Below are 18,626 nucleotides of genomic sequence, written 5' to 3' on the forward strand. Positions count from 1 at the left end.
ATAGAGACGACATTAGCAAGTTGCCTCCGCCGGTGTGTTTGCCAGTCGTTTTGCATCCACTGCCGGTTTGGTCGAGATGTGTTTCTTGATCTTGTCGTTGATCCACAATTCCAGCGGCATACGGTACACGTCATGATCCAGACGCCACCGTGCAGGCAGAGAGATCGCCTTCTGAACCAGGCGTGTGATCCTTCCACGTCGATCGGCGGCGATAGGTATTCGATCAAAAGCGAGCCGCAGATAGTCGCGCGTAGTTTGCAGGCGTTCGTGCTCTCTTCCATCGAGCCAGGGCAGACGCGTATAGCGTGGAAAATAATCCGCCCATGCTTCGAGCGAGGTTGGCAGATCGATCCCTAGTTCAGTTGTCTTGGAAAAGATGGGAGAGCCGGGGTAAGGCGTAAAGATGTTCGTCCAGAACTCGGCGCCCGGAAAACGGCGACAGACGCTCATCATGAAGTCGATGGTCTCGCGCCGCTCTTTGCGCCCTTCTCCAGGAAACGCGAAGATGATGTTGAACGAAGGACGAATCCCTGCCTCGAGACAACGCGCTGCGCTCTCATAGATCGATTCGAAGTCCTGCCAGTCCTTATGCATCGCCTTCAGAACTGCCGGTGAACCCGAATCAACACCCTGGCAGATCTGTCGTAGTCCGGCACGCTTGAGCATGCGCAGGTCTTCAGGCGTAAGACGGGCAACGACGTTGCTGGTGGCTTGAATACTCCAAGTGAAGTGTGAGTTTTCGCGGACCAGGCCCTCAGCGATACCGCGTGCGCGGTCCATGTCGACGAGAAAGTTATCATCGACCACCCAGATCATTTCCAGTGCATAGCGACGGCTGAGGTCTACCGTTTCTTCCACAAACTGCTCGTGCGGCAGAGCGTTCCACTTACGTCCGTAGACTCCGGCGTTCGTACAGTAGGCGCAGTTAAACGGACATGCCAGGCTTGAGGTATACATTGCCCAGCGGCGCCCACACTTGCGTTCGTACGCGTCGAAGTCTGCGATGTGATATGCCTTTGGAGGCATCTCAATAAGCGGGCGCAGTGCGCGCTCCTGCGTCAGGATCATCCTTCCATCACGCTTGAAGCCGATACCAGCAATCAGATCTGGAGCGGCACCCACCTGAAGATGGCTTACCAGTTCGAGAAGGCCGTCTTCTCCCTGGCCGCGCACAATGTAGTCGATATATGGAGCCTCGAGCGTCTGTCCAGGTAAGAGCGAGGGATGCCAGCCGCCGAGAATGATCGGAAAATCTCCGCGCCACGCCTTGATGCTCTTGGCGATATCGACGGTTTCACGGATCATCGGGCCGGTAACAAGGGAGATACACAGACAAAGTGCATCCTTTACCTCGCTTAGGATTTTTTGTTTAAAGTTTGGCGTTATTGTCGAATCCACGAGGACGATCTCGAAGCCGGCCCGCAGCAATGGAGTTGAAACTGCCAAAATGCCGAGTGGGGCTGTTGCTTCCGAGCTCGCGAAGGAGGGAAAGAAGAAGACAATCTTCTTAGAGTTTCGTAGTGCTCTCTCCGTGGCCATGAGGGGAGTCTAGAGAGATGACTTCTAAGAGTTATCAGCGAACTGTCTCTATATCGTCTTCGTTTTGCTGAAGCGCCGTCGTTGTAGGCGACGCTTTTCTTCACGGCCTTGGCGTGCGATGGGAGACCGAGTCCGACAAGGCAAACGGCTGAACAATGGCAGGAATGATTGGTGGATCCGATCGGGATCGAACCAATGACCTTACCTACACGGAAATGGCAAATTGTTGGCTGTAAGAGACTTATAGAGTCGGCATAACCGGTATTTACGATCAAAATGCTACAGTTTTTCTACTGCAAACTTTTTCACCAAGCGGAGCATGGGCTGGCTGTGGGGCCAGGGGAAGATACCCCGCTTCAGGGTTTGACGTCAGATCTGGAGCGGCATAAAGAGCTGATGTATATATTTCACCGCCGTAAGATTCCGCGGCGAGCGGCCATCTCTCGGCCAACCAGATCTTTTTCATTGCGCGACAATACCCCATCAGCCAGAGCAAAAATCTCGGCCTCTTCCATGACAAGATGGCGTTTATAAAGCCTCGTGAGATTGGCTAAGAGAATTCTCATCTGTCGAAAGTCTTCTTGCGAGAGAGCGCCATCTGATAGCCACCGACGGCCAATGGCGTCGACATCGTCATGATCGGCTTCCGCTTGTCTATGATCAACTTCAAGTTTTTCGATCTTTTCTAGTGCCCGACGAACCCTAGGTATGTTCTTGGCTCGCAGAACAGGAAATAGCGACTTCTCTTCATCCTCCGTATGCCTTGGACCTGCTTCGCGGAAGTACCAGAGAGCCTTTTCCAAAACTGTTCGCTGATCAGGAGTAAGTTGCTTTTCAGCAGCCTGTGCACAAACACTAACAAGTACGTTTAGAAAATACCGTATCCGTTGATGACAATCACTCAACAGACCAAGCGGATCACTAAAATCACTCTCGGGTTTTCCGCCTATCTGTGTGAACATCGCAAATCCAACCTCGCCTACTTTCTTACATAGTGTTCTGCGTTGATCTGCACATACTTTTCCCATTTTTCCGGGAGATCGCCTTCAGCATAAATTGCAGACACCGGGCAGGCTGGAACGCAAGCTCCGCAGTCGATGCATTCAATAGGATTGATGAATAGCATGGAGTTGGAGCCAAAATCGCTCTCGCTCTTTTTCGGATGGATGCAATCTACTGGGCAGGCATCGACACACGCAGTATCCTTTGTCCCAATGCACGGCTCGGCAATAATGAATGCCATATGCTCATCCCTTCTTCTGTTCGCCGCCTGACATTACTCAGAATGCAGTAAGCGATTTGTCAGCGACTACCGTCGGATTGTCGATTCTTCCATAATCGTAAGCCTCTCTTGTCACAACCTGGACTTCCAAAAAATTTTCGGTGATGGGTGGTGATTGAGTTGTCCATTCCAATCCTGAAGCGCGCCATGGGTTGTTTCCAGCAATCTCTCCGTATCTCAAAGACCAGAGGAGATAGGCAGCTGGCAATAAATAACCGATCGCAAGAACGGAGGCCCCGGCCGTGGAAAGGGCGTTCAGCACTTGAAACTCCGGAGGATAGGAGTGATAGCGTCGTGGCATACCGAGATAGCCAAGGATGAATTGCGGAAAGAACGTGAGATTAAAACCAATAAAGAGGACACATGCAGCGAGCTTTCCCAGTTGTTCCGAATACATCCTTCCAGTAATCTTTGGCCACCAGAAATGTAGGCCAGCCATATAAGCGCTGATCATGCCGCCGACCATAACGTAATGGAAATGAGCCACGATGAAGTAGGTCTCCGTCATCTGGATATCCATGCCTAAAGAAGCGAGCATTACCCCGGTCATGCCACCCATTGTGAAAAGGCCGATGAAGCCAAAGGCATATAGCATCGGAGTCGTAAAACTTATAGAGCCGCGGTACATCGTTGCTGACCAATTAAAGACCTTGATCGCTGAAGGAATGGCGACCAACATACTCATGAGTGAAAATACCAACGCCGAATAATTGGATATGCCCATAATGAACATATGATGGGCCCAAACAAAGAAGCTAAAGATGGCGATGGCAACCGATGAAAATGCGACTGCGGTATAACCAAAGACCCGTTTTCTGCAAAAACACGCAATCACCTCAGAGATGATTCCCATTCCAGGCAAGATCATGACATAAACAGCTGGATGAGAATAAAACCAAAATAAGTGCTGAAATAGGAGCGGGTCGCCGCCTAGTTTGGGGTCGAAGATGCCGAGCCCTAAGACACGTTCCAGCACGATCAACACAAGCGATATCGCGATGACGGGAGTTGCAAGAACGAAGATAATCGACGTCGCATAATAGGACCAGATAAAGAGGGGCAAACGAAACCAGGTCATTCCTGGGGCGCGCATCCGATGAATGGTGACGATGAAATTGACTCCAGTCAGGATGGAAGAAAACCCTGCGACAAAGATGCCCATGGCCGCGCTGACGACATTACTGTTCAAGTAATGAGTGCTTAGTGGAGTAGTAAAGGTCCACCCCGTATCCACGCCGCCAAAGATCATCGAATACAACTCAATAGCACCTCCAATCATAAATAGGTACCAACTTAGAAGATTGATCTTTGGGAACGCGACATCTCGGGCACCAATCATGAGAGGAATGAGGAAATTTCCCAGCACCGCGGGCGCCACCGGTACAAGGAAGAAAAAGACCATAATGATTCCGTGGATGGAAAATAACTTGTTATATGTATCAGAAGATACTAGATCGCCTGCAGGAGTCAGCAATTCCAATCGGATGAACGCTGCGGCCAAGCCGCCAATGACGAAAAAAAAGCTTGTCGTGAGGATATAAAGAATCGCAATACGCTTATGGTCTTGAGTTAGCAACCATGACTTTAGACCAAATCCGTTATTGAGGTAGGTCCTTTCGGGTAAAGTGGGTGCTATCGCTGGTATCGTTGCCATTTCTTTCCTCTTCTGCTTTTGAATCTAGCTATGTCGTGCGACTTTGGATCTGAACTGGCGAAACGCTTTCTCCGGGTAAGACGTCCTGCGTATTCTGAGGCGAAATCCTCGTAATTTTTATGCGGAATATATTGGGCCCACGCTCGAGGTATTCCCACTCTGCTTGTCCATGTCGCAAACTCTCAAATTGCTGACTCAGAGGCACCGGGTCGTGATCATTGAGAAGCTGGAAGGAACTTCCCACGGCCAACGAATCGAACTTTGCGAAGATGAGCGGATGGCGTTGCGGGCGTGGCACTGTGCGGATATCGATTTCGTCATCCAGGTCGGTAGGCTCCCCTCTGACGGTTCCTGTCGCGAGTACCAGGAGGGCCGAATCTTCATATGCATCAACGTGATGCTTAATTCCGGCTGCGATGCTGACAACTTCTCCTGAATGCAGCTCGCAAGGAACTTCCTGTTCATAGAAAATTACGTGTCCGCGAACGACATATACCGTGACCTTTCCCGATGTCATGTGTTCAGGAACAGACTGACCGGCTTTTATTCCGAGGAGAACCAGACGATAGTCCGGGCTATTGATCAACACCTTGGGCTTGAATTTTTGGCTGTCGAATTCAATCAAATCATTCAGATTATGTTTGAGCATCGTGTCCTCTCGTATCTCGCACCACTCCTCTCGTTTGTCCTGAACTTACTCCGCGTCGATCAGATGTGCTATGACTTGAGTCGTACAAGAAAGCGACACTTGGAGTGAGCAAAATGGAGAGGATCGCTGCTCTGCGGCGCACGAAATTATTCAGTGAAGTAAACACCGAAGGGATTGCCAAACTTGCACAGAGAGCCACAGAAATGCAGTTTCAACCTGGGGAAATGCTGTTTTTCTCAGGCGATACAGCAAAGGGGTTATTTGCAGTTGTAAGTGGTAAGGTGCGTGTTTTCCGGCACAATACCGAGGGTCGAGAGCAAGTAATGCATATGGATACCGCCGGTGCAACGATTGGCGAAGTTCCCGTGTTCGATGATGGGTCATATCCCGCTTCTGCAATCGCGGAAGAAGCTACAGAAGTTTTATTTATCAATAAGCGGGATATTCATGCCTTTTGTCTAGAGCATCCGACTTTCGCTCTGAGGGCGCTAAAGCTGATGGCAGAACGGGTAAGAAGGCATGCTCAACTGGTCGAGGCATTGTCTTTCCATGAAGTTGGCCAGCGGCTCGCTTTGCTCTTGTTGCATGAGGCAAGGAACAACGGGGTCGATGCACGTGGCTATTCGACATTCAAGCTAGCTCTCTCCAATCATGAAATCGCCATCCGCATCGGTTCCGTGCGTGACGTCGTCTCCCGTGCACTGGCACGGCTCCAAAACGAAGGGATGGTGATTATTAAGAGGCGTTCTGTAACGATTCCAGATTTCCATGCTCTCGAGCTCTATTCGGAAAATCGTTGTAAGCAACGAACCGCATCGCCGAGGCTGGCGGTCGGCAAGAACACTGAACGCGTTCAATAATCCATTCAAGAGATGTTGTGGAGCCCTTCAGGCAACGCACGGTTTAGTCCGGACCCTATAGAAAACCCTCAACGTTGGAAAGCGGAGTACAGGAAAATGGTAATACTTGTTTAGATAAATTATTGATTCTAAATGATGGCCAGAGACGGCTTTGTCTAGCATTACACACCGCTGCACGTTCTCTGAATGGCCTCATCCTTTATTCAGCGGCTTGATGTTTGTGCGGGATCTGAACCCGCAGCCTTTGATTTATGAGTGGCTGCGCACTCGCGTATCTAACTGATTCTACGACTAAAATGGCAACACAGCAGTAGTGAAAAGTACCCAATAGGCACTCCTAATAGCAAGTTTTGAACGAAGACGGCTGGCGATCGAACCTACTGGGGAATCGAAGCGGGAGTCGAAACCTGCATCCCGTCCCAGAGTCCTGGTTGCGATCTCGTATTCCTTGACGATCCTAGCTGGTGATCAAGAGCGTAGCACCGACTATGCTGATCTGTGGACACCTAAGACATTTTGGCAGGTCACGATCACCAGCCTTAATTTCGAGGCCGGCTTATCGGCGAGACGGGTTCGTTTCGGCAGTCCACAACATTGCATATCCCACTCGTTGACTCTACACCCACCCTGCTTGATTCCCTGACCTGCAAATTGTCGCGATGGAGTTCATAGCAGCATGATGGCTATCCAGAGCCTATCGAGTGTTCTCTTTGGCGGTTAGATAGACACTGAATTCTAGGTCCTACTTTTTCTTGACACTGATTCAGATGTTTAGCTAGACTCTGCTACACATAAAATAAAATAATTTTTTATATACAAAAATCAAGATGACGATTTCACCCGTTGCGACGACACCGTGTTCCGATGACTGCGAGCCGACTTTGGTCTTCAAGGCCGAGCGATAAATGGCAGCATCGACTCTCCTCTCGAACCCCAGCCGGCACCGAGCTTGCATCAAGACAGCTCATCAAGAGTGCGAATAGAAACAAGGTGGAGAGCAACGGACGATGCCAGAGAAAATGAGTGTGAACGGATCAATAGTCATGAAACGGGTGAAGAAGAAATCTAAAACGAAAAACAGAATGGAGCGGGATAGAGATCAGCATCCAAGCAACAGTGAAAACCATCCCTCTTCCGGTATTCCCGATCATCTTCCATGCAGCTCTGCAAGGGTCCAATAAGCGTTTCGTCGGGTTCATTTCCGCGCTTTAACGCTTTGCTCAGTGCGGCTAAGTTACTCAAATTGCGTCAGAACGAGGATTGGGGTGGTTCGAAACAGAAGATCTATTCGAAATCGGCCAAGGGCTCTCGTTTCACAAGCTTACGTAGACGGATGCCCATCATGTTGTCCTCTTGACTAGACACAAGTAGTTGGTCGGTCATGGGGCACAGTACTGATCATGGGGCTTAGTGCCAATCATACCGACGACAATTGGAATAAGTTGCGTCGAACGCTGCTCCAGGATTCTTGTTGTGTTTGCGTGTGCGCAATTTTTTTGAAATACGCGAGACAAAGATCGGTGAGACAGGCAGAGGACTTGGAGAATATACCTAGTGGGCTGGCACGAGATGCACTAGAGGTTTAGGCGTAACCCAAAAGCCCATCATTTGGGTAGAATCGGTCGACATTCTGTGGGGTGATAAGAGAATGTTTGATGAAGATTGCTGGTGGAAGCTTTTTATCTGTCAGCAGATCCAATGCGATTCTTAGCAAAGCCGGGCCGTACTTCTCGGGAAAGTAAGCAACTGAACCAATGAGACGGGTTCCTGGCCGACGTAATTCTCTTCTCGCCTCAGGCGCCGCATTCTGTCCCATGATCGCGCAGCACTCCAGTCGTCCCGCTTCTTCGAAAGCTTGTAGTGCACCAAGCGCTCCCATATCGCCGAGCGCGAAAACCAAGATGCGCTTCGATTTTGTATACCGCAAATACCGACGGACAACTAACAAGCTTCTCCTCAAATCGTCGTCGCCATCAAGATGCGCAACGGGCCAGTGTTGGCTCTGTGGTAGCGATTCGGCGAGCCCGGCCAGTGACCCAGCAAGACGCGCCTGCGGTAAAGGGCCGGCACGGTGCTGTTCCATGAGAACAATCTCGTCCACGTTCCCCTTCCAGCGCACCTTCGCCCAAGCAGCAAGGTGACGACCTCCGATTAGGCCTGCTTCATAATTGTTGGCGCCAAAATACATCGCGCCTGGATGAGGCACTTCAACTGCAATCAAAGGAATGTTTGCGGCTGCACACTTCTGAGCAACAATCGGAGCGACGCTATAGTCAGTCTGATATTCAATAATGAGGTCGACACGTTCTTTCACGAGGCTTTCGATTGCACGCAAAGCGCGTTTGCGACTAAATCGATTGTCGGCGACAACAATATCGACGTTGTAGTCTTCGGCTGCCTTCATTAACCCTTGCGTAATTTCTTTATTAAAAAGAGATTGGTCCCCGCCGCTTGCAAATCCGATTCTGTATTTCATGCGCTTGCGGAGTTGAATTGGCGCCCCATATTGATTCGTTCCCTGCTTCTCCAGAAATCCACAAGCGCTCAGAGTATGCAATAGGCGAAACGCCGTAGCTCTATCCAAACCCGTTCTGGTGACAAAATCACGCAGATGCAACACCTCACCCGGTGTTTCGAAAGCCGTTAGGATTTCTGCGGCCCGAACGATGGATCTCACCATGTAGCGCCCCGACTGGGATTCAGTCATCTCGTTACTCCTGAAATAATTTCAGTAATTGTAATACTTTCAAATAAGTCCCTCATGATAAGGAGAGGTAAATTTGCTTGTAAAAAGCAATATCTTATTGAATAAGCGAGATAATCTCTCAGTATTTGATCTTTACTATGCATTTCATCAAATGAAATTTATTTAGTGACTCATACGGTGCTTGACCCTAGAGAACATCGTCGATAGGTTCTTTCAAAGACTTAGCAGAGACATAGAAAGAAGCGATCTATAAGACGCGAGAATGTCTTCTAGACGGAAGCGAGAGGGTAAGGTTTGATGCAAAAGAGTCTACGGATGAACCGCCGCGATTTCTTGGGTTCCGCAGCCCTATGTAGCATTGCCGCCGCCGCGCCTAACCGGATCACGGCACAAGGGGTTAATCAGATGGCGGCACAAGGGGTGCTGAGCAATTTAGCTGACCTAGGCGCTGGTACCATCATGCGCTCATTCTCGGCAGACGATCATCGCCGTCGCTTGGAGAACATTGCCGCTTGCGAGAGTCGCATTCGGAAGTGCGGGAAGAAGCACCTTATCACCAACTACATACCCGGGCAGGTCTCTTACAACATCGGCGAGTATCCGTCGCGCACGCCGTACAATCCGGACGAGTATGACGAAGCAGAGCTCGATCGCCTGCATGCTGGCGGTATACGTCTCATCCAGCTGATGGAGGACTGGAATGACCTGCTTCGGTTATTTGGAGGAGACAAGTTCACTGCGGTGAACCCCGCCGGTCTGCGGCGATTCATCAACATGGCTCATAAGAGGGGAATGAAAGTCATTCTCTATGCTTCAACCGGCTACATGCAAGAGGGGGATCCGGATCTCCGCGAGGAATGGGTTCGGGGCGGGCCAGGGAAGCGACCAGTAGTAAAAGGCAATCATTGGAAGCTCATTCGCTGTTCGCCAGCTAGCGCCGGTTGGCGTGCGTATATTCTGCCGCGCACGTTGCAGGTGCTGGACGACTATGGTGCAGATGGATTGTTTAACGATTGGGGTTACATTCCACTCTACAACAATCCTTTACCGCCCACCAAGGATGAGGTCTTAGCGTTTCATGAAAGTAAGGGTCACGACGCGGCTCTCGAGGACATGGTGTCGTTGATCTATTCCGAGGTAAAACGTCGCGGCGGTATCTACAAGCTACATGCTGATCGGAACAATCGCCCGATGTTTGATGCGCAGCTATATGACTATCTTTGGGTTGGCGAAGGAGTTGGAAGCCTCGATAAGACTCGACAGGACACAAAGTACTACCCACCCTATGTGGTGCCGTGTTTTGATTTCCGCAACGGCAAAGTGGATAACCAGGATGAGATGTACCTGCAAACGATCCCTTATATGCAGTTCCCACTTCTCCTTGCCGGGCGGCCTATGACGGGCGAACGTGGATTCATCCCCGGTGTCGAGTACATGCCGGAAGAGAAAGATAAATTACGTCGCGAGTATCACGAAGTATGGGACTACTATCGCGCACATCCCAACGGACCATTCGTATATGGCCCATGGGATGCATTTCCGCCAAACCCGAACGCTCGAGCAACTCACGCTCACTGGCTTGCTCGTTACCTTCCTCTCGTACAAGAGGGAACGTGGGCTTATATCGATATTGGTGATTCCGATCTCTTTGTAAAGCCATTGCAACTCAACGTAGTCACCTCGACATTTGTAAACCTCGAGACCTATCTCGTTCTGGCGAATTATGGCACAGAAGAAGCGACAATCGAGACCGCTGACACTTATTTTTCGGCGTATGACTCGACGAGTGCACCAAGCAAAGTGTGGAAGTTGAAGGGGCGATCTTTAGTCATTTTGCGGAGACAGCACCCCCTCTGATCGCAGCACGGTTTCACGATTAAAAGTACAAGAGCGCATTCGGACGCAGTTCTGCGCCAGTAATCTCTCATACCCAGATAACCCAGGAGGATGGTTATGTTGCCATTGAAAGCCCTAAAGTCTCTCAGCGTCGCGGTGGTCGCTCTATGTTGCGCTAGTGTGACTTTCGCGCAAACGACTGCTTCCATCGTTGGGAATGTGACTGACGCTAGTGGTGCAGTCGTTGGCCATTGCTCCGTACAGGTTGTCGAGACGTCGACTGGGCAAGCGCGAACGACAACCACTGATGAAACAGGAGCATATCTGTTTACACTGCTGCCACCTGGTTCCTACTCCATTCGGGTAGAGGCAGCAGGCTTCAAGGTAGCCATTCGTACGAACGTTGCCGTTTCGGTACAGGCTAACGTGCGAGTGGATATTCCCCTTTCCGTTGGGAATGTCTCCGAAACGGTGACGGTTGCCAGTCAGGCTCCAGCTGTCGATACGCGTCAGGCTTCGATTGGAGAGACCATCGATTCTGAACGGATGGTGGAAATGCCATTAAGTGGCCGAAGTCCTACAGCGCTGCTTTCCTTGATTCCCGGAGTTATCGTAACCGACCCCGGAGTGTCACCCACCAGTTACAACGTAGTTGTACAAGTGGCAGGCGGACAACAGAGCGCGAACAATTTCATCTATGACAATACCCGCTATAACTCGGTCCAGTATGGACAAGGAAACCCGCTTCCTCCACCTGACTTTTTGGACGAGATGAAGGTTATTACGAATGCCTATGACGCTGAGAAGGGACTTGCAGCCGCGGCAACCGTTCAGGTTGTGACTAAATCGGGCACCAATTCGTTCCACGGCAGCCTTTTCGAATTTCATCGTGACAATGCACTAACAGCGAGGAATTACTTCGCGCCAAAAACACCGTTCCTCATCCAGAATCAATTCGGGGGCACCATAGGCGGCCCTATTATTCGCAACAAGACGTTTTTCTTCTTCGGTTACCAGGGGACGGCTATCCATAACTCCGTCTTGAATAACGCAGCGATCCCGCCAACGGATGCGGAAAAGAATGGTGATTTTTCACAATCTGTCGGTGGTGTGCCAGTTGATCCAGCTACAGGTCAGCGCTTTCCCAATGGAAGAATTCCCAGTTCGCGTTTTGATCCGGCGGCAGTCAAATATTTATCCATCATGGCTGCTGCGAATTCTGCCGGGGGCGGCTACACCAGCCTGAGCCCCAGCATAAACAATGGCAAGCAATTCGCGCTTAAGGTAGACCACAATCTCACAGGGAATAATCAACTTAGTGGACGATATTGGTATAGCCGCGGCACATCGAATACGCCCAACGGCAATCTTCCGTTCGGTCAAACCAACTATTCATTGCGTTTTCAGAATCTCAACGTGTGGGACATCCATACATTTACTCCAAATCTTCTGAACATGGCGTCATTCGCCTGGAACAGAAAATTTGAGGCTCAGACAAATGCAAATATGCCGTTCAATAATCCAAAGGATGCCGGGGTAAATCTACCTGACACGTACACTCATCCCTACCCTCCGGCCGTCAATATTACTGGCAGAGTCAATCTGACACCCGGAACCGCAGGCGATCCTTTACGACAGGATGCAACAGAAGATTTCTCAGATACGCTCACTTGGATCAGCGGAAAGAGTACATGGAAGCTTGGAGGTAACTATGACCGAGTCCGCTTCGGACCTGATCGAGCTTCCTTCGATAACGGACGATTTGCATTCAATGGGCAGGTCACAGGTAATGCCATGGCGGATTTTATGCTGGGGCAGCCCAGCTCGTTATTGCTCTACGACGAACAGGAGAATCACCGTACCTATTGGGTTGGATTTTTCGCTCAGAACGACTACAGAGTGTCTAAACGGATCACGCTCAATTTGGGCCTTCGCTATCACTATGAGCAACCAACGGAGCAGGTCGATGGGAATTCTGCCACGTTCATTCCGGGTTTTCAATCGACTCGTTTCCCGAATGCGCCAGCTGGAATGGCTTTTGCTGGGGACCCCGGAATCCCGAAAGGGATCTTCAATCCACAGTATCGGAATTTTAACCCTCGATTCGGTATCGCATGGGATGTTTTCGGTGACGGCAACACGAGCCTTCGCCTCGGCTACGGTATCTTCACCGAAGTTCTTATCAATGGATACTCTCAATATCTGAGCTTGAATCAGCCGTTCCTTGAATCATTCACATTGACGACTGTTCCATCGTTCTCAAATCCATTTGGGACTGGAGGGCTCGGGTTCACTGTAGTTCCTGGTAATCCAGCCGCTCAGTATAATCCCGAGACTGGACAGGCGCAATTCTTGCTTCCCGTTACGGGTTGGGGAGCCGATCAATACATGCCCAATCCCAACCTCCAGCAATTTAGCGTGTCATTGCAAAGGCAGCTGATCAGGGATTTTTCTGTGGAAATCAACTACATCGGTAGCGCGGGTCGGCATCTCCCTTTGGTCTATCAAGCGAATCCGGCAGTCTACCAACCCGGAGCTACGCTGGCCAATGCAAATCAACGCAGGCTGTTTGGGGGTGGAAAGATATCGGGTGTTACCTATTTCAAAGATGCGGGAACAAGCTCTTACAATGCTCTCGCATTGAGTATGAAGAAGCGCCTTTCAAAATCTTACTTGATCGATGTTTCCTATACCTGGGCTCGCTCGATCGACATACAGTCGGGTCAACCTTATACGGCATCGACGATTCAAGACCCATTCAATTTTCGCGGAAGTCGTGGTCTGTCTGATTTTCAACGAAAACATGTCTTGGCTATCTCTGGTTTATGGGATCTACCCACGTGGCACAGTGGTGGTTTCTTTGGGCGCAATATTATCGGGGGTTGGCGTCTGTCAGGAATCTTCGGCGCACAGAGCGGAATGCCATTCAATGTAGTCAGCGGGCGTGACTACTCGCTGACCGCAGTCAATTCGGACCGTCCTAACCTTGTAGGGAATCCGGTTCTTTCTTCCGGAAGATCCCAGGAACAGATGATTGCTCAGTACTTCAATACAAGCGCATTTGTTGCAAATTCAGCGGGTCAATATGGGAATTTTGGCAGGAATGCTTTGGTGGGACCAGGTTTAGTAAATCTGGATTCCGGTCTTTTCAAAGAGATTCGGGGCTGGGAAGACACACGCTTTCAATTCCGCGCAGAGTTCTTCAATACATTCAATCACGCGAACTTCTCAAATCCCGTGCCGACGCTTGTTTCACCGGCATTCGGGAGAATTCAGAGCGCGGGCACAGCACGTCAGATCCAGTTTGCGATGAAGTTTCTATTCTGAACACAAAAGGTCGCCTTCATCGCGTTTTATTAGCGTGTCAGCGGGATGGCACATTCCAATAAACGGACCACAGAGACGATGATATTTTGTTTGACTGTCGACGACGTTTGCCTCGAAGGCTACTCCACTGAAGAGGATATGCATGCCCTACTGCAGTTCTTTAGGTCAGAAGGCATCCTATCAACTTTCTTTGTGGTGCCGCGCGCTGAAAGAATTCGGCTGCAAGAAAGACCTGGATATGTAGAACTGTTGAAACAAGCTTTAGCGCAGGGACATGCACTGGGGCAACATGGTCTTGAACATGATCGTTTTGAGACGGGTATTCCTCCGCGGATGATTTTGGACTTGCCTCACGAATCGGCGTCGCGGGAACGATTGGCGAAAGAGCAGGCAGCGATTGAAGAGGGTCTCGCGGTTCCCAAGCTTCGAGAAAGGCTTTGCCAAGGACGTCAAATCCTAGAAGATGCGCTGGAGTGCAAGATAGGAGGTTTTCGAGCTCCATGCCTTTCGACGTGTGAGAATTTCTTTACTGCGCTGAGCGCAGAAGGGTTTTCCTACGATAGTTCGATGTATTTACAGGAGGGGGGGTGGGACCTTCTTCAAGGAAAGGCACTCGCTCCGCGACCGATCTCGCGTGTCGATTTCGACCGTTCTCAGCATTCAAGTGGAATAAGATCGCTCCCGCTGACTACCGAATACACATGGTATCTCCGGCAAACAGATTTCGAAGCAACGATGGCACTGGCGCAACATGATTTCGATTCGTGCCTACGCGCCGGCATACCATTTGTGACGCTCGCGCATGTTTCTCCGCTAAACCAGTGCGAGGACGGATGCGGCTTCGACTTCTATCGCCAACTCATCGCATATGCGCACGAAGCTACATCTGCTGTAGGCGACGAACTTCGGTTACTCAATCTAGATGAAACCTATGAAGTACTTTTCGATGAAAAGGAGCTTGCCTGAGAATATGATTACGATACCCAAAGCCGAATTCGAAGACCGTATTTCGCGTATACAAGCAGCTTTCGACATACAGAAGCTCGACGGTCTGATGGTCTACGGAGATGAGTACCGTAGAGAGAACCTCCGTTACGTTTCCAATTTTTGGCCGATATTTGAGCGCGGCGCCTGTTTTATTCCCAAGACGGGGAAGCCCATTTTTGCGGGTGCACCCGAAGGAGAGTGCTACGCCAGAGAGATGTGCCCGTGGACCGACCTCAGAAATATTAAGGAATTTGCCTGCGTTTCTGTCCCAGAAGAAATTGAGTATCCCTTAGCCAAATTTTCTTCTTTGCGGCAAATCATTGGCGACGTTCTTCGTGGGGGACAGCGGTTGGGCGTCGTTGGCAAGTTCGATATGCCAGGACCAATCTTGGATCGTGTACAAAATGCGCTTCCGGGGCTCGTGATAGTCGAAGCAGATTCAATCCTCAGAGACCTACGGGTGGTGAAGAGCGCCAACGAGGTTGCCTGTCTGCGGGAAGCAGGACGAATCGCTTGCCTCGGATACGAAGCATTAGTGGCATCGGCAGTACCCGGAAAGAGCGAGCTGGAGGCGACCGGCGCGGCAGAAGGCGTGGCGCGCTCGGCTGGAGCCGAAAGCATCCCGTTTACCGTGTTCGGTAGCGGCCAGCGTACAAACACAATCATTGGACGGCCCACTCGCAAGATCATCCAGGACGGAGAGATGGTGATGGTGGCTTTTGCGGTTCAGTATGAGGGATACATCGCAACGGTTGAGTATCCCTTTGTTGCCGGTGTCGCCACCGATGCACAGAAGCGCTTCTTGAGTGCACTATTCGAAGCTTCCACCATACAAGTGAGTTACCTCAAGAATGGAGTGATATCCGGAGAGATGGTCCGCGCGGTTAAAAGCGTGTTCCAAAAGCACAAACTGGAGCGATACGATCTGTATCCTCCCATGCATGGTATTGGTTTGGCGGAGGCCGAATCGCCCTATCCGGATGAAAAGGCGACATATCCACTACGCGCCGGGATGTGTGTGAACTCCGACATCAGTCTCTTCGGACACCTGGAGGGCTCCAATCGAATTGAAGAGGGATTTGTTATCACCGAGTCCGGTTGCGAATCCCTAACACCCTCTATTCGCGCCGCCTGCGCTGCCGGAGTTTAGCCATGACAAAGCACGGCGCGAAGATTTGGTACTTCGTTGATGGATATCTCCCCGAGAAAATCGGCTCTGGGCCCATGGAAGCGCACGAGGCTCTAATGATTTTGAATCCCAATGCCGCTGCGGCGACGGTCTTACTTGATTTCTATTTTGAAAACAAAGATCCAGTAAAAGGCATCGAGGTGATTGTCGGTGCGGAGCGTGTACGGGCTTTGCGGCTCGATCATCCTGGCGATATTGGCGATCTAAAAATTCCTTCCTTAACGCAATATTCTCTGCGTCTTCGGTCGGATGTGGACGTTGTGGCCCAGTTCGGAAGGTTGGATACCACGCAGGTCAACATGGCGTACTACAGTTGCGCCGGATTTTGCACTAGCAGCGAAAATAACGAGGCAAACAAATGAGTGATGTGACCGTGTCGTTCGAAGCGGGAATTGGTTCCGAGTTCGGAGATATATTGTCGAACAGGCCAAACATTTCTGAAAAGTTAAAAGTGGGTCTTTTGGCATGTGCTTATTTCGAGTATTGGCGTATGTTCTCTCCGGAATTTAGGCAAGACGTCGAAAGTGATTTGGAACGTATCGCGAAAAGGCTTGGGAAGGACGTTGATCTCATCTACCCGGGGGTAGTGGACACGCTCGATAGCGCGGACCGAGCGGGTCGCGCTTTCGCCGAAGCTGGCATCGGGATGCTTATCGTTGTCGATGGCACCTACGTGCCCGACTATATGGCCCTCCAAGCGATCGACTATATCCCGCATGTTCCTGTAGTGATGTTTACGACGCAAGTGGAAGAGAACATCACCCCCCAGGACAATTACGAATATCTCATGCGCAACAGTGCAATGATCGGCACTGCTCAGCTTTCAGCTACGTTTACAAAGATGGGGCGAGAATACGACATTGTGGTGGGCTCGCTTGCCGAAGAACGTCCGTTTGAAGAGATTGCTGGGATAGCTCGTGTACATCTCGTCGTCGCTCGCTTAAAGAAATTGAATATTGGTGTCGTTGGCCATGTGTTTCGGGGAATGTACGATCTGGAAAATGACCGGACCAGAGTGCGAGGTTTCCTTGGGCCCAATGTCATCACGGTTGAGCTTGCACATCTTCTTCGGCAGTGGGAAGGCGTGCAGGACGAAGACACAAGGGAGGTTGCAAAGACTCTAGCTCGGCGCTTCCGCCAGCAGGGACCAAAAGAAGAGGATTGGTACAGATCCGTACGGCTGGCGATCGCCATGGAGCGCTTGGTTGAACATTTGCGCCTAGATTCGTTGTGTGTGCTAGGGCAGCATCACATCGAAAAAGCTACTGGAGCGCCGACCCGACTTGGCGCCTGTATGATGCTCGAAAAAGGAAAGCACCTCGTCGGGTCGGAAGGAGACATTATTGGTCTTACGATGATGCATATCCTGTACTGGCTTACAGGGAATTCACCGCTGGCGGCCGAATGGGGTCAGTACGATGCTGCTCACAACGCGCTCTTGCTTGTTGGACATGGCATGGCCTCACCTGCGCTCGCTGGCTCCGATGACCGCATAACGCTAACCAGCGCCCCGGAAGAATGGGGCTTTCAGGGGGCGGGTATCAATATGGAATTCATTATGAGTCCGGGAACAGTAACAATGGCCCATATGCTCGACACGCCGAAAGGATGGCAAATGCTAATCTCTGGAGGCGAAGCGCTGGATTACCCATGCCTTCCTTGCCAAGAGGTACACGCTCTGGTCAAGGTTGAGCGGCCAGTGAAGGAATACTTAGTGGAGCTACAGCGTCGTGGTGTCACTCACCATGTAGTTGTCGCTCACGGCGACGTTCGGCGCGAATTACAAAAATTAGCGTCGGTCCTGCAGATTGGATCGTTCGTTCTTTAACGAAAAGAGGATATTCGATTGAAAGCACTTGTTCTCGGCGCGCATCTCGATGATAGTGTCATTGCCCTCGGTGGAATATTGCGCAAAATGGCGAATGCGGGATGCGATGTAAATGTCGTTTGCTTCGGCCATAGTGATGAGGACTTTGCGGATATTGCCGACAAAGAAACGGCCGCGGAGCGTATTACGGCTCAGGCTGTCGCAGCTCACAAGATCCTCGGAGTGAAGTCGTTTGAATGTTTCCACTATCCAGACTATGCAGTTCAGGAGAACCGAGAGACATACCGGCTTTGCATTGAAAGTATCCGCAAATACGAACCGGATATCGTTTTTGGTCACTCCTGGAATGAATATTTTCAACATCGGGCGATGGCGCGCTTGAGCTGCGACTCATGGTGGCAGGCGGCTTGGAGTTGCAGTGCCGATTTAGGACCGCCATGGTTCGCAAGGTCTCTTTACCATTTCGAGGTAATCCAATCGCTCTCAGAGCCAAGCGATATCGTCGATATTTCCGAAACTTTCGAGGCGAAGATGGCAGCCTGGCGATGCTTCCAATCGAGTTCGGATATCGTCGAGCCGAAATCAGAGGATGAAAAATCTTCTCGTCGAAACTATGGCTCAACGATGGGATCGCTAACTGAGCAACTTGAAACGCGCGCTCGGTATTACGGAAGTCTAATTGGCGTTAGATATGCGGAAGCATTGAAGAGATCCGATTTCCTCCCCCGAGCAGTACATGACATCAAGCTTCTTTAAAAAAGGTAACGA

14 protein-coding genes are annotated in these 18,626 nt (G+C 50.6%); 8 read left to right on the forward strand and 6 right to left on the reverse strand.

The window, feature by feature from the left end; translation table 11 throughout:
* Window positions 1–12 precede the first annotated feature (12 nt).
* The 5 genes from H7846_RS05065 to H7846_RS05085 form a co-directional block, all read right to left on the reverse strand.
* On the reverse strand, window positions 13–1,539 hold the full coding sequence (locus H7846_RS05065) for a B12-binding domain-containing radical SAM protein (RefSeq protein WP_186695421.1): 1,527 nt from the start codon (window positions 1,537–1,539) through the stop codon (window positions 13–15).
* A gap of 407 nt (window positions 1,540–1,946) precedes the next feature.
* Window positions 1,947–2,501, reverse strand: a complete 555-nt coding sequence (locus H7846_RS05070) for a hemerythrin domain-containing protein (RefSeq protein WP_186695422.1) — start codon at window positions 2,499–2,501, stop codon at window positions 1,947–1,949.
* 17 nt (window positions 2,502–2,518) lie between these two features.
* Window positions 2,519–2,782: a 4Fe-4S dicluster domain-containing protein gene (locus H7846_RS05075; RefSeq protein WP_186695423.1), complete on the reverse strand. Its 264-nt coding sequence runs from the start codon at window positions 2,780–2,782 to the stop codon at window positions 2,519–2,521.
* Between the two features lie 37 nt (window positions 2,783–2,819).
* Window positions 2,820–4,475, reverse strand: coding sequence for a cytochrome c oxidase subunit I (gene ctaD, locus H7846_RS05080; RefSeq protein WP_186695424.1), 1,656 nt, complete (start codon window positions 4,473–4,475; stop codon window positions 2,820–2,822).
* Window positions 4,476–4,503: 28 nt separating this feature from the next.
* Window positions 4,504–5,124: a DUF2249 domain-containing protein gene (locus H7846_RS05085; protein ID WP_186695425.1), complete on the reverse strand. Its 621-nt coding sequence runs from the start codon at window positions 5,122–5,124 to the stop codon at window positions 4,504–4,506.
* A 113-nt stretch (window positions 5,125–5,237) separates the two neighbouring features.
* Here H7846_RS05085 and H7846_RS05090 point away from each other — a divergent pair, with 113 nt between their 5' ends.
* Complete coding sequence (locus H7846_RS05090) at window positions 5,238–5,984, forward strand: Crp/Fnr family transcriptional regulator (RefSeq protein WP_186695426.1); 747 nt, start codon at window positions 5,238–5,240, stop codon at window positions 5,982–5,984.
* A 1,582-nt stretch (window positions 5,985–7,566) separates the two neighbouring features.
* Here the strand turns inward: H7846_RS05090 and H7846_RS05095 are convergent.
* Window positions 7,567–8,691 (reverse strand): substrate-binding domain-containing protein, encoded by a 1,125-nt coding sequence (locus tag H7846_RS05095; protein WP_186695427.1) that lies wholly within the window; start codon window positions 8,689–8,691, stop codon window positions 7,567–7,569.
* Between the two features lie 315 nt (window positions 8,692–9,006).
* Here H7846_RS05095 and H7846_RS05100 point away from each other — a divergent pair, with 315 nt between their 5' ends.
* The 7 genes from H7846_RS05100 (at window position 9,007) to H7846_RS05130 (ending at window position 18,614) form a co-directional block, all read left to right on the forward strand.
* On the forward strand, window positions 9,007–10,548 hold the full coding sequence (locus tag H7846_RS05100) for an alpha-amylase family protein (RefSeq protein ID WP_186695428.1): 1,542 nt from the start codon (window positions 9,007–9,009) through the stop codon (window positions 10,546–10,548).
* A gap of 96 nt (window positions 10,549–10,644) precedes the next feature.
* A complete protein-coding gene (locus H7846_RS05105) occupies window positions 10,645–13,854 on the forward strand; it encodes a TonB-dependent receptor (protein ID WP_186695429.1) in 3,210 nt (1,069 codons plus the stop codon).
* A 78-nt stretch (window positions 13,855–13,932) separates the two neighbouring features.
* Window positions 13,933–14,820 (forward strand): DUF2334 domain-containing protein, encoded by an 888-nt coding sequence (locus H7846_RS05110; RefSeq protein WP_255460969.1) that lies wholly within the window; start codon window positions 13,933–13,935, stop codon window positions 14,818–14,820.
* Window positions 14,821–14,824: 4 nt separating this feature from the next.
* Window positions 14,825–15,991, forward strand: a complete 1,167-nt coding sequence (locus H7846_RS05115) for a M24 family metallopeptidase (protein ID WP_186695431.1) — start codon at window positions 14,825–14,827, stop codon at window positions 15,989–15,991.
* A gap of 2 nt (window positions 15,992–15,993) precedes the next feature.
* Window positions 15,994–16,392, forward strand: coding sequence for a sensory rhodopsin transducer (locus H7846_RS05120; protein WP_186695432.1), 399 nt, complete (start codon window positions 15,994–15,996; stop codon window positions 16,390–16,392).
* On the forward strand, window positions 16,389–17,858 hold the full coding sequence (locus H7846_RS05125; RefSeq protein WP_186695433.1) for a hypothetical protein: 1,470 nt from the start codon (window positions 16,389–16,391) through the stop codon (window positions 17,856–17,858). The genes H7846_RS05120 and H7846_RS05125 overlap by 4 nt, the downstream gene beginning before the upstream one ends.
* Window positions 17,859–17,876: 18 nt before the next feature.
* Window positions 17,877–18,614 (forward strand): PIG-L deacetylase family protein, encoded by a 738-nt coding sequence (locus H7846_RS05130; RefSeq protein WP_186695434.1) that lies wholly within the window; start codon window positions 17,877–17,879, stop codon window positions 18,612–18,614.
* Window positions 18,615–18,626 lie beyond the last annotated feature (12 nt).

The organism is Edaphobacter sp. 4G125, from assembly GCF_014274685.1.
Lineage (GTDB): Bacteria > Acidobacteriota > Terriglobia > Terriglobales > Acidobacteriaceae > Edaphobacter.

Coding starts and splice junctions, on each gene's coding strand:
- H7846_RS05075 (WP_186695423.1), bottom strand. CDS start 2,782: ATGGCATTCATTATTGCCGAGCCGTGCATTGGGACAAAGGATACTGCG.
- H7846_RS05110 (WP_255460969.1), top strand. CDS start 13,933: ATGATATTTTGTTTGACTGTCGACGACGTTTGCCTCGAAGGCTACTCC.
- H7846_RS05070 (WP_186695422.1), bottom strand. CDS start 2,501: ATGTTCACACAGATAGGCGGAAAACCCGAGAGTGATTTTAGTGATCCG.
- H7846_RS05090 (WP_186695426.1), top strand. CDS start 5,238: ATGGAGAGGATCGCTGCTCTGCGGCGCACGAAATTATTCAGTGAAGTA.
- H7846_RS05120 (WP_186695432.1), top strand. CDS start 15,994: ATGACAAAGCACGGCGCGAAGATTTGGTACTTCGTTGATGGATATCTC.
- H7846_RS05125 (WP_186695433.1), top strand. CDS start 16,389: ATGAGTGATGTGACCGTGTCGTTCGAAGCGGGAATTGGTTCCGAGTTC.
- H7846_RS05085 (WP_186695425.1), bottom strand. CDS start 5,124: ATGCTCAAACATAATCTGAATGATTTGATTGAATTCGACAGCCAAAAA.
- H7846_RS05065 (WP_186695421.1), bottom strand. CDS start 1,539: ATGGCCACGGAGAGAGCACTACGAAACTCTAAGAAGATTGTCTTCTTC.
- H7846_RS05105 (WP_186695429.1), top strand. CDS start 10,645: ATGTTGCCATTGAAAGCCCTAAAGTCTCTCAGCGTCGCGGTGGTCGCT.
- H7846_RS05095 (WP_186695427.1), bottom strand. CDS start 8,691: ATGACTGAATCCCAGTCGGGGCGCTACATGGTGAGATCCATCGTTCGG.
- H7846_RS05100 (WP_186695428.1), top strand. CDS start 9,007: ATGAACCGCCGCGATTTCTTGGGTTCCGCAGCCCTATGTAGCATTGCC.
- H7846_RS05115 (WP_186695431.1), top strand. CDS start 14,825: ATGATTACGATACCCAAAGCCGAATTCGAAGACCGTATTTCGCGTATA.
- ctaD (WP_186695424.1), bottom strand. CDS start 4,475: ATGGCAACGATACCAGCGATAGCACCCACTTTACCCGAAAGGACCTAC.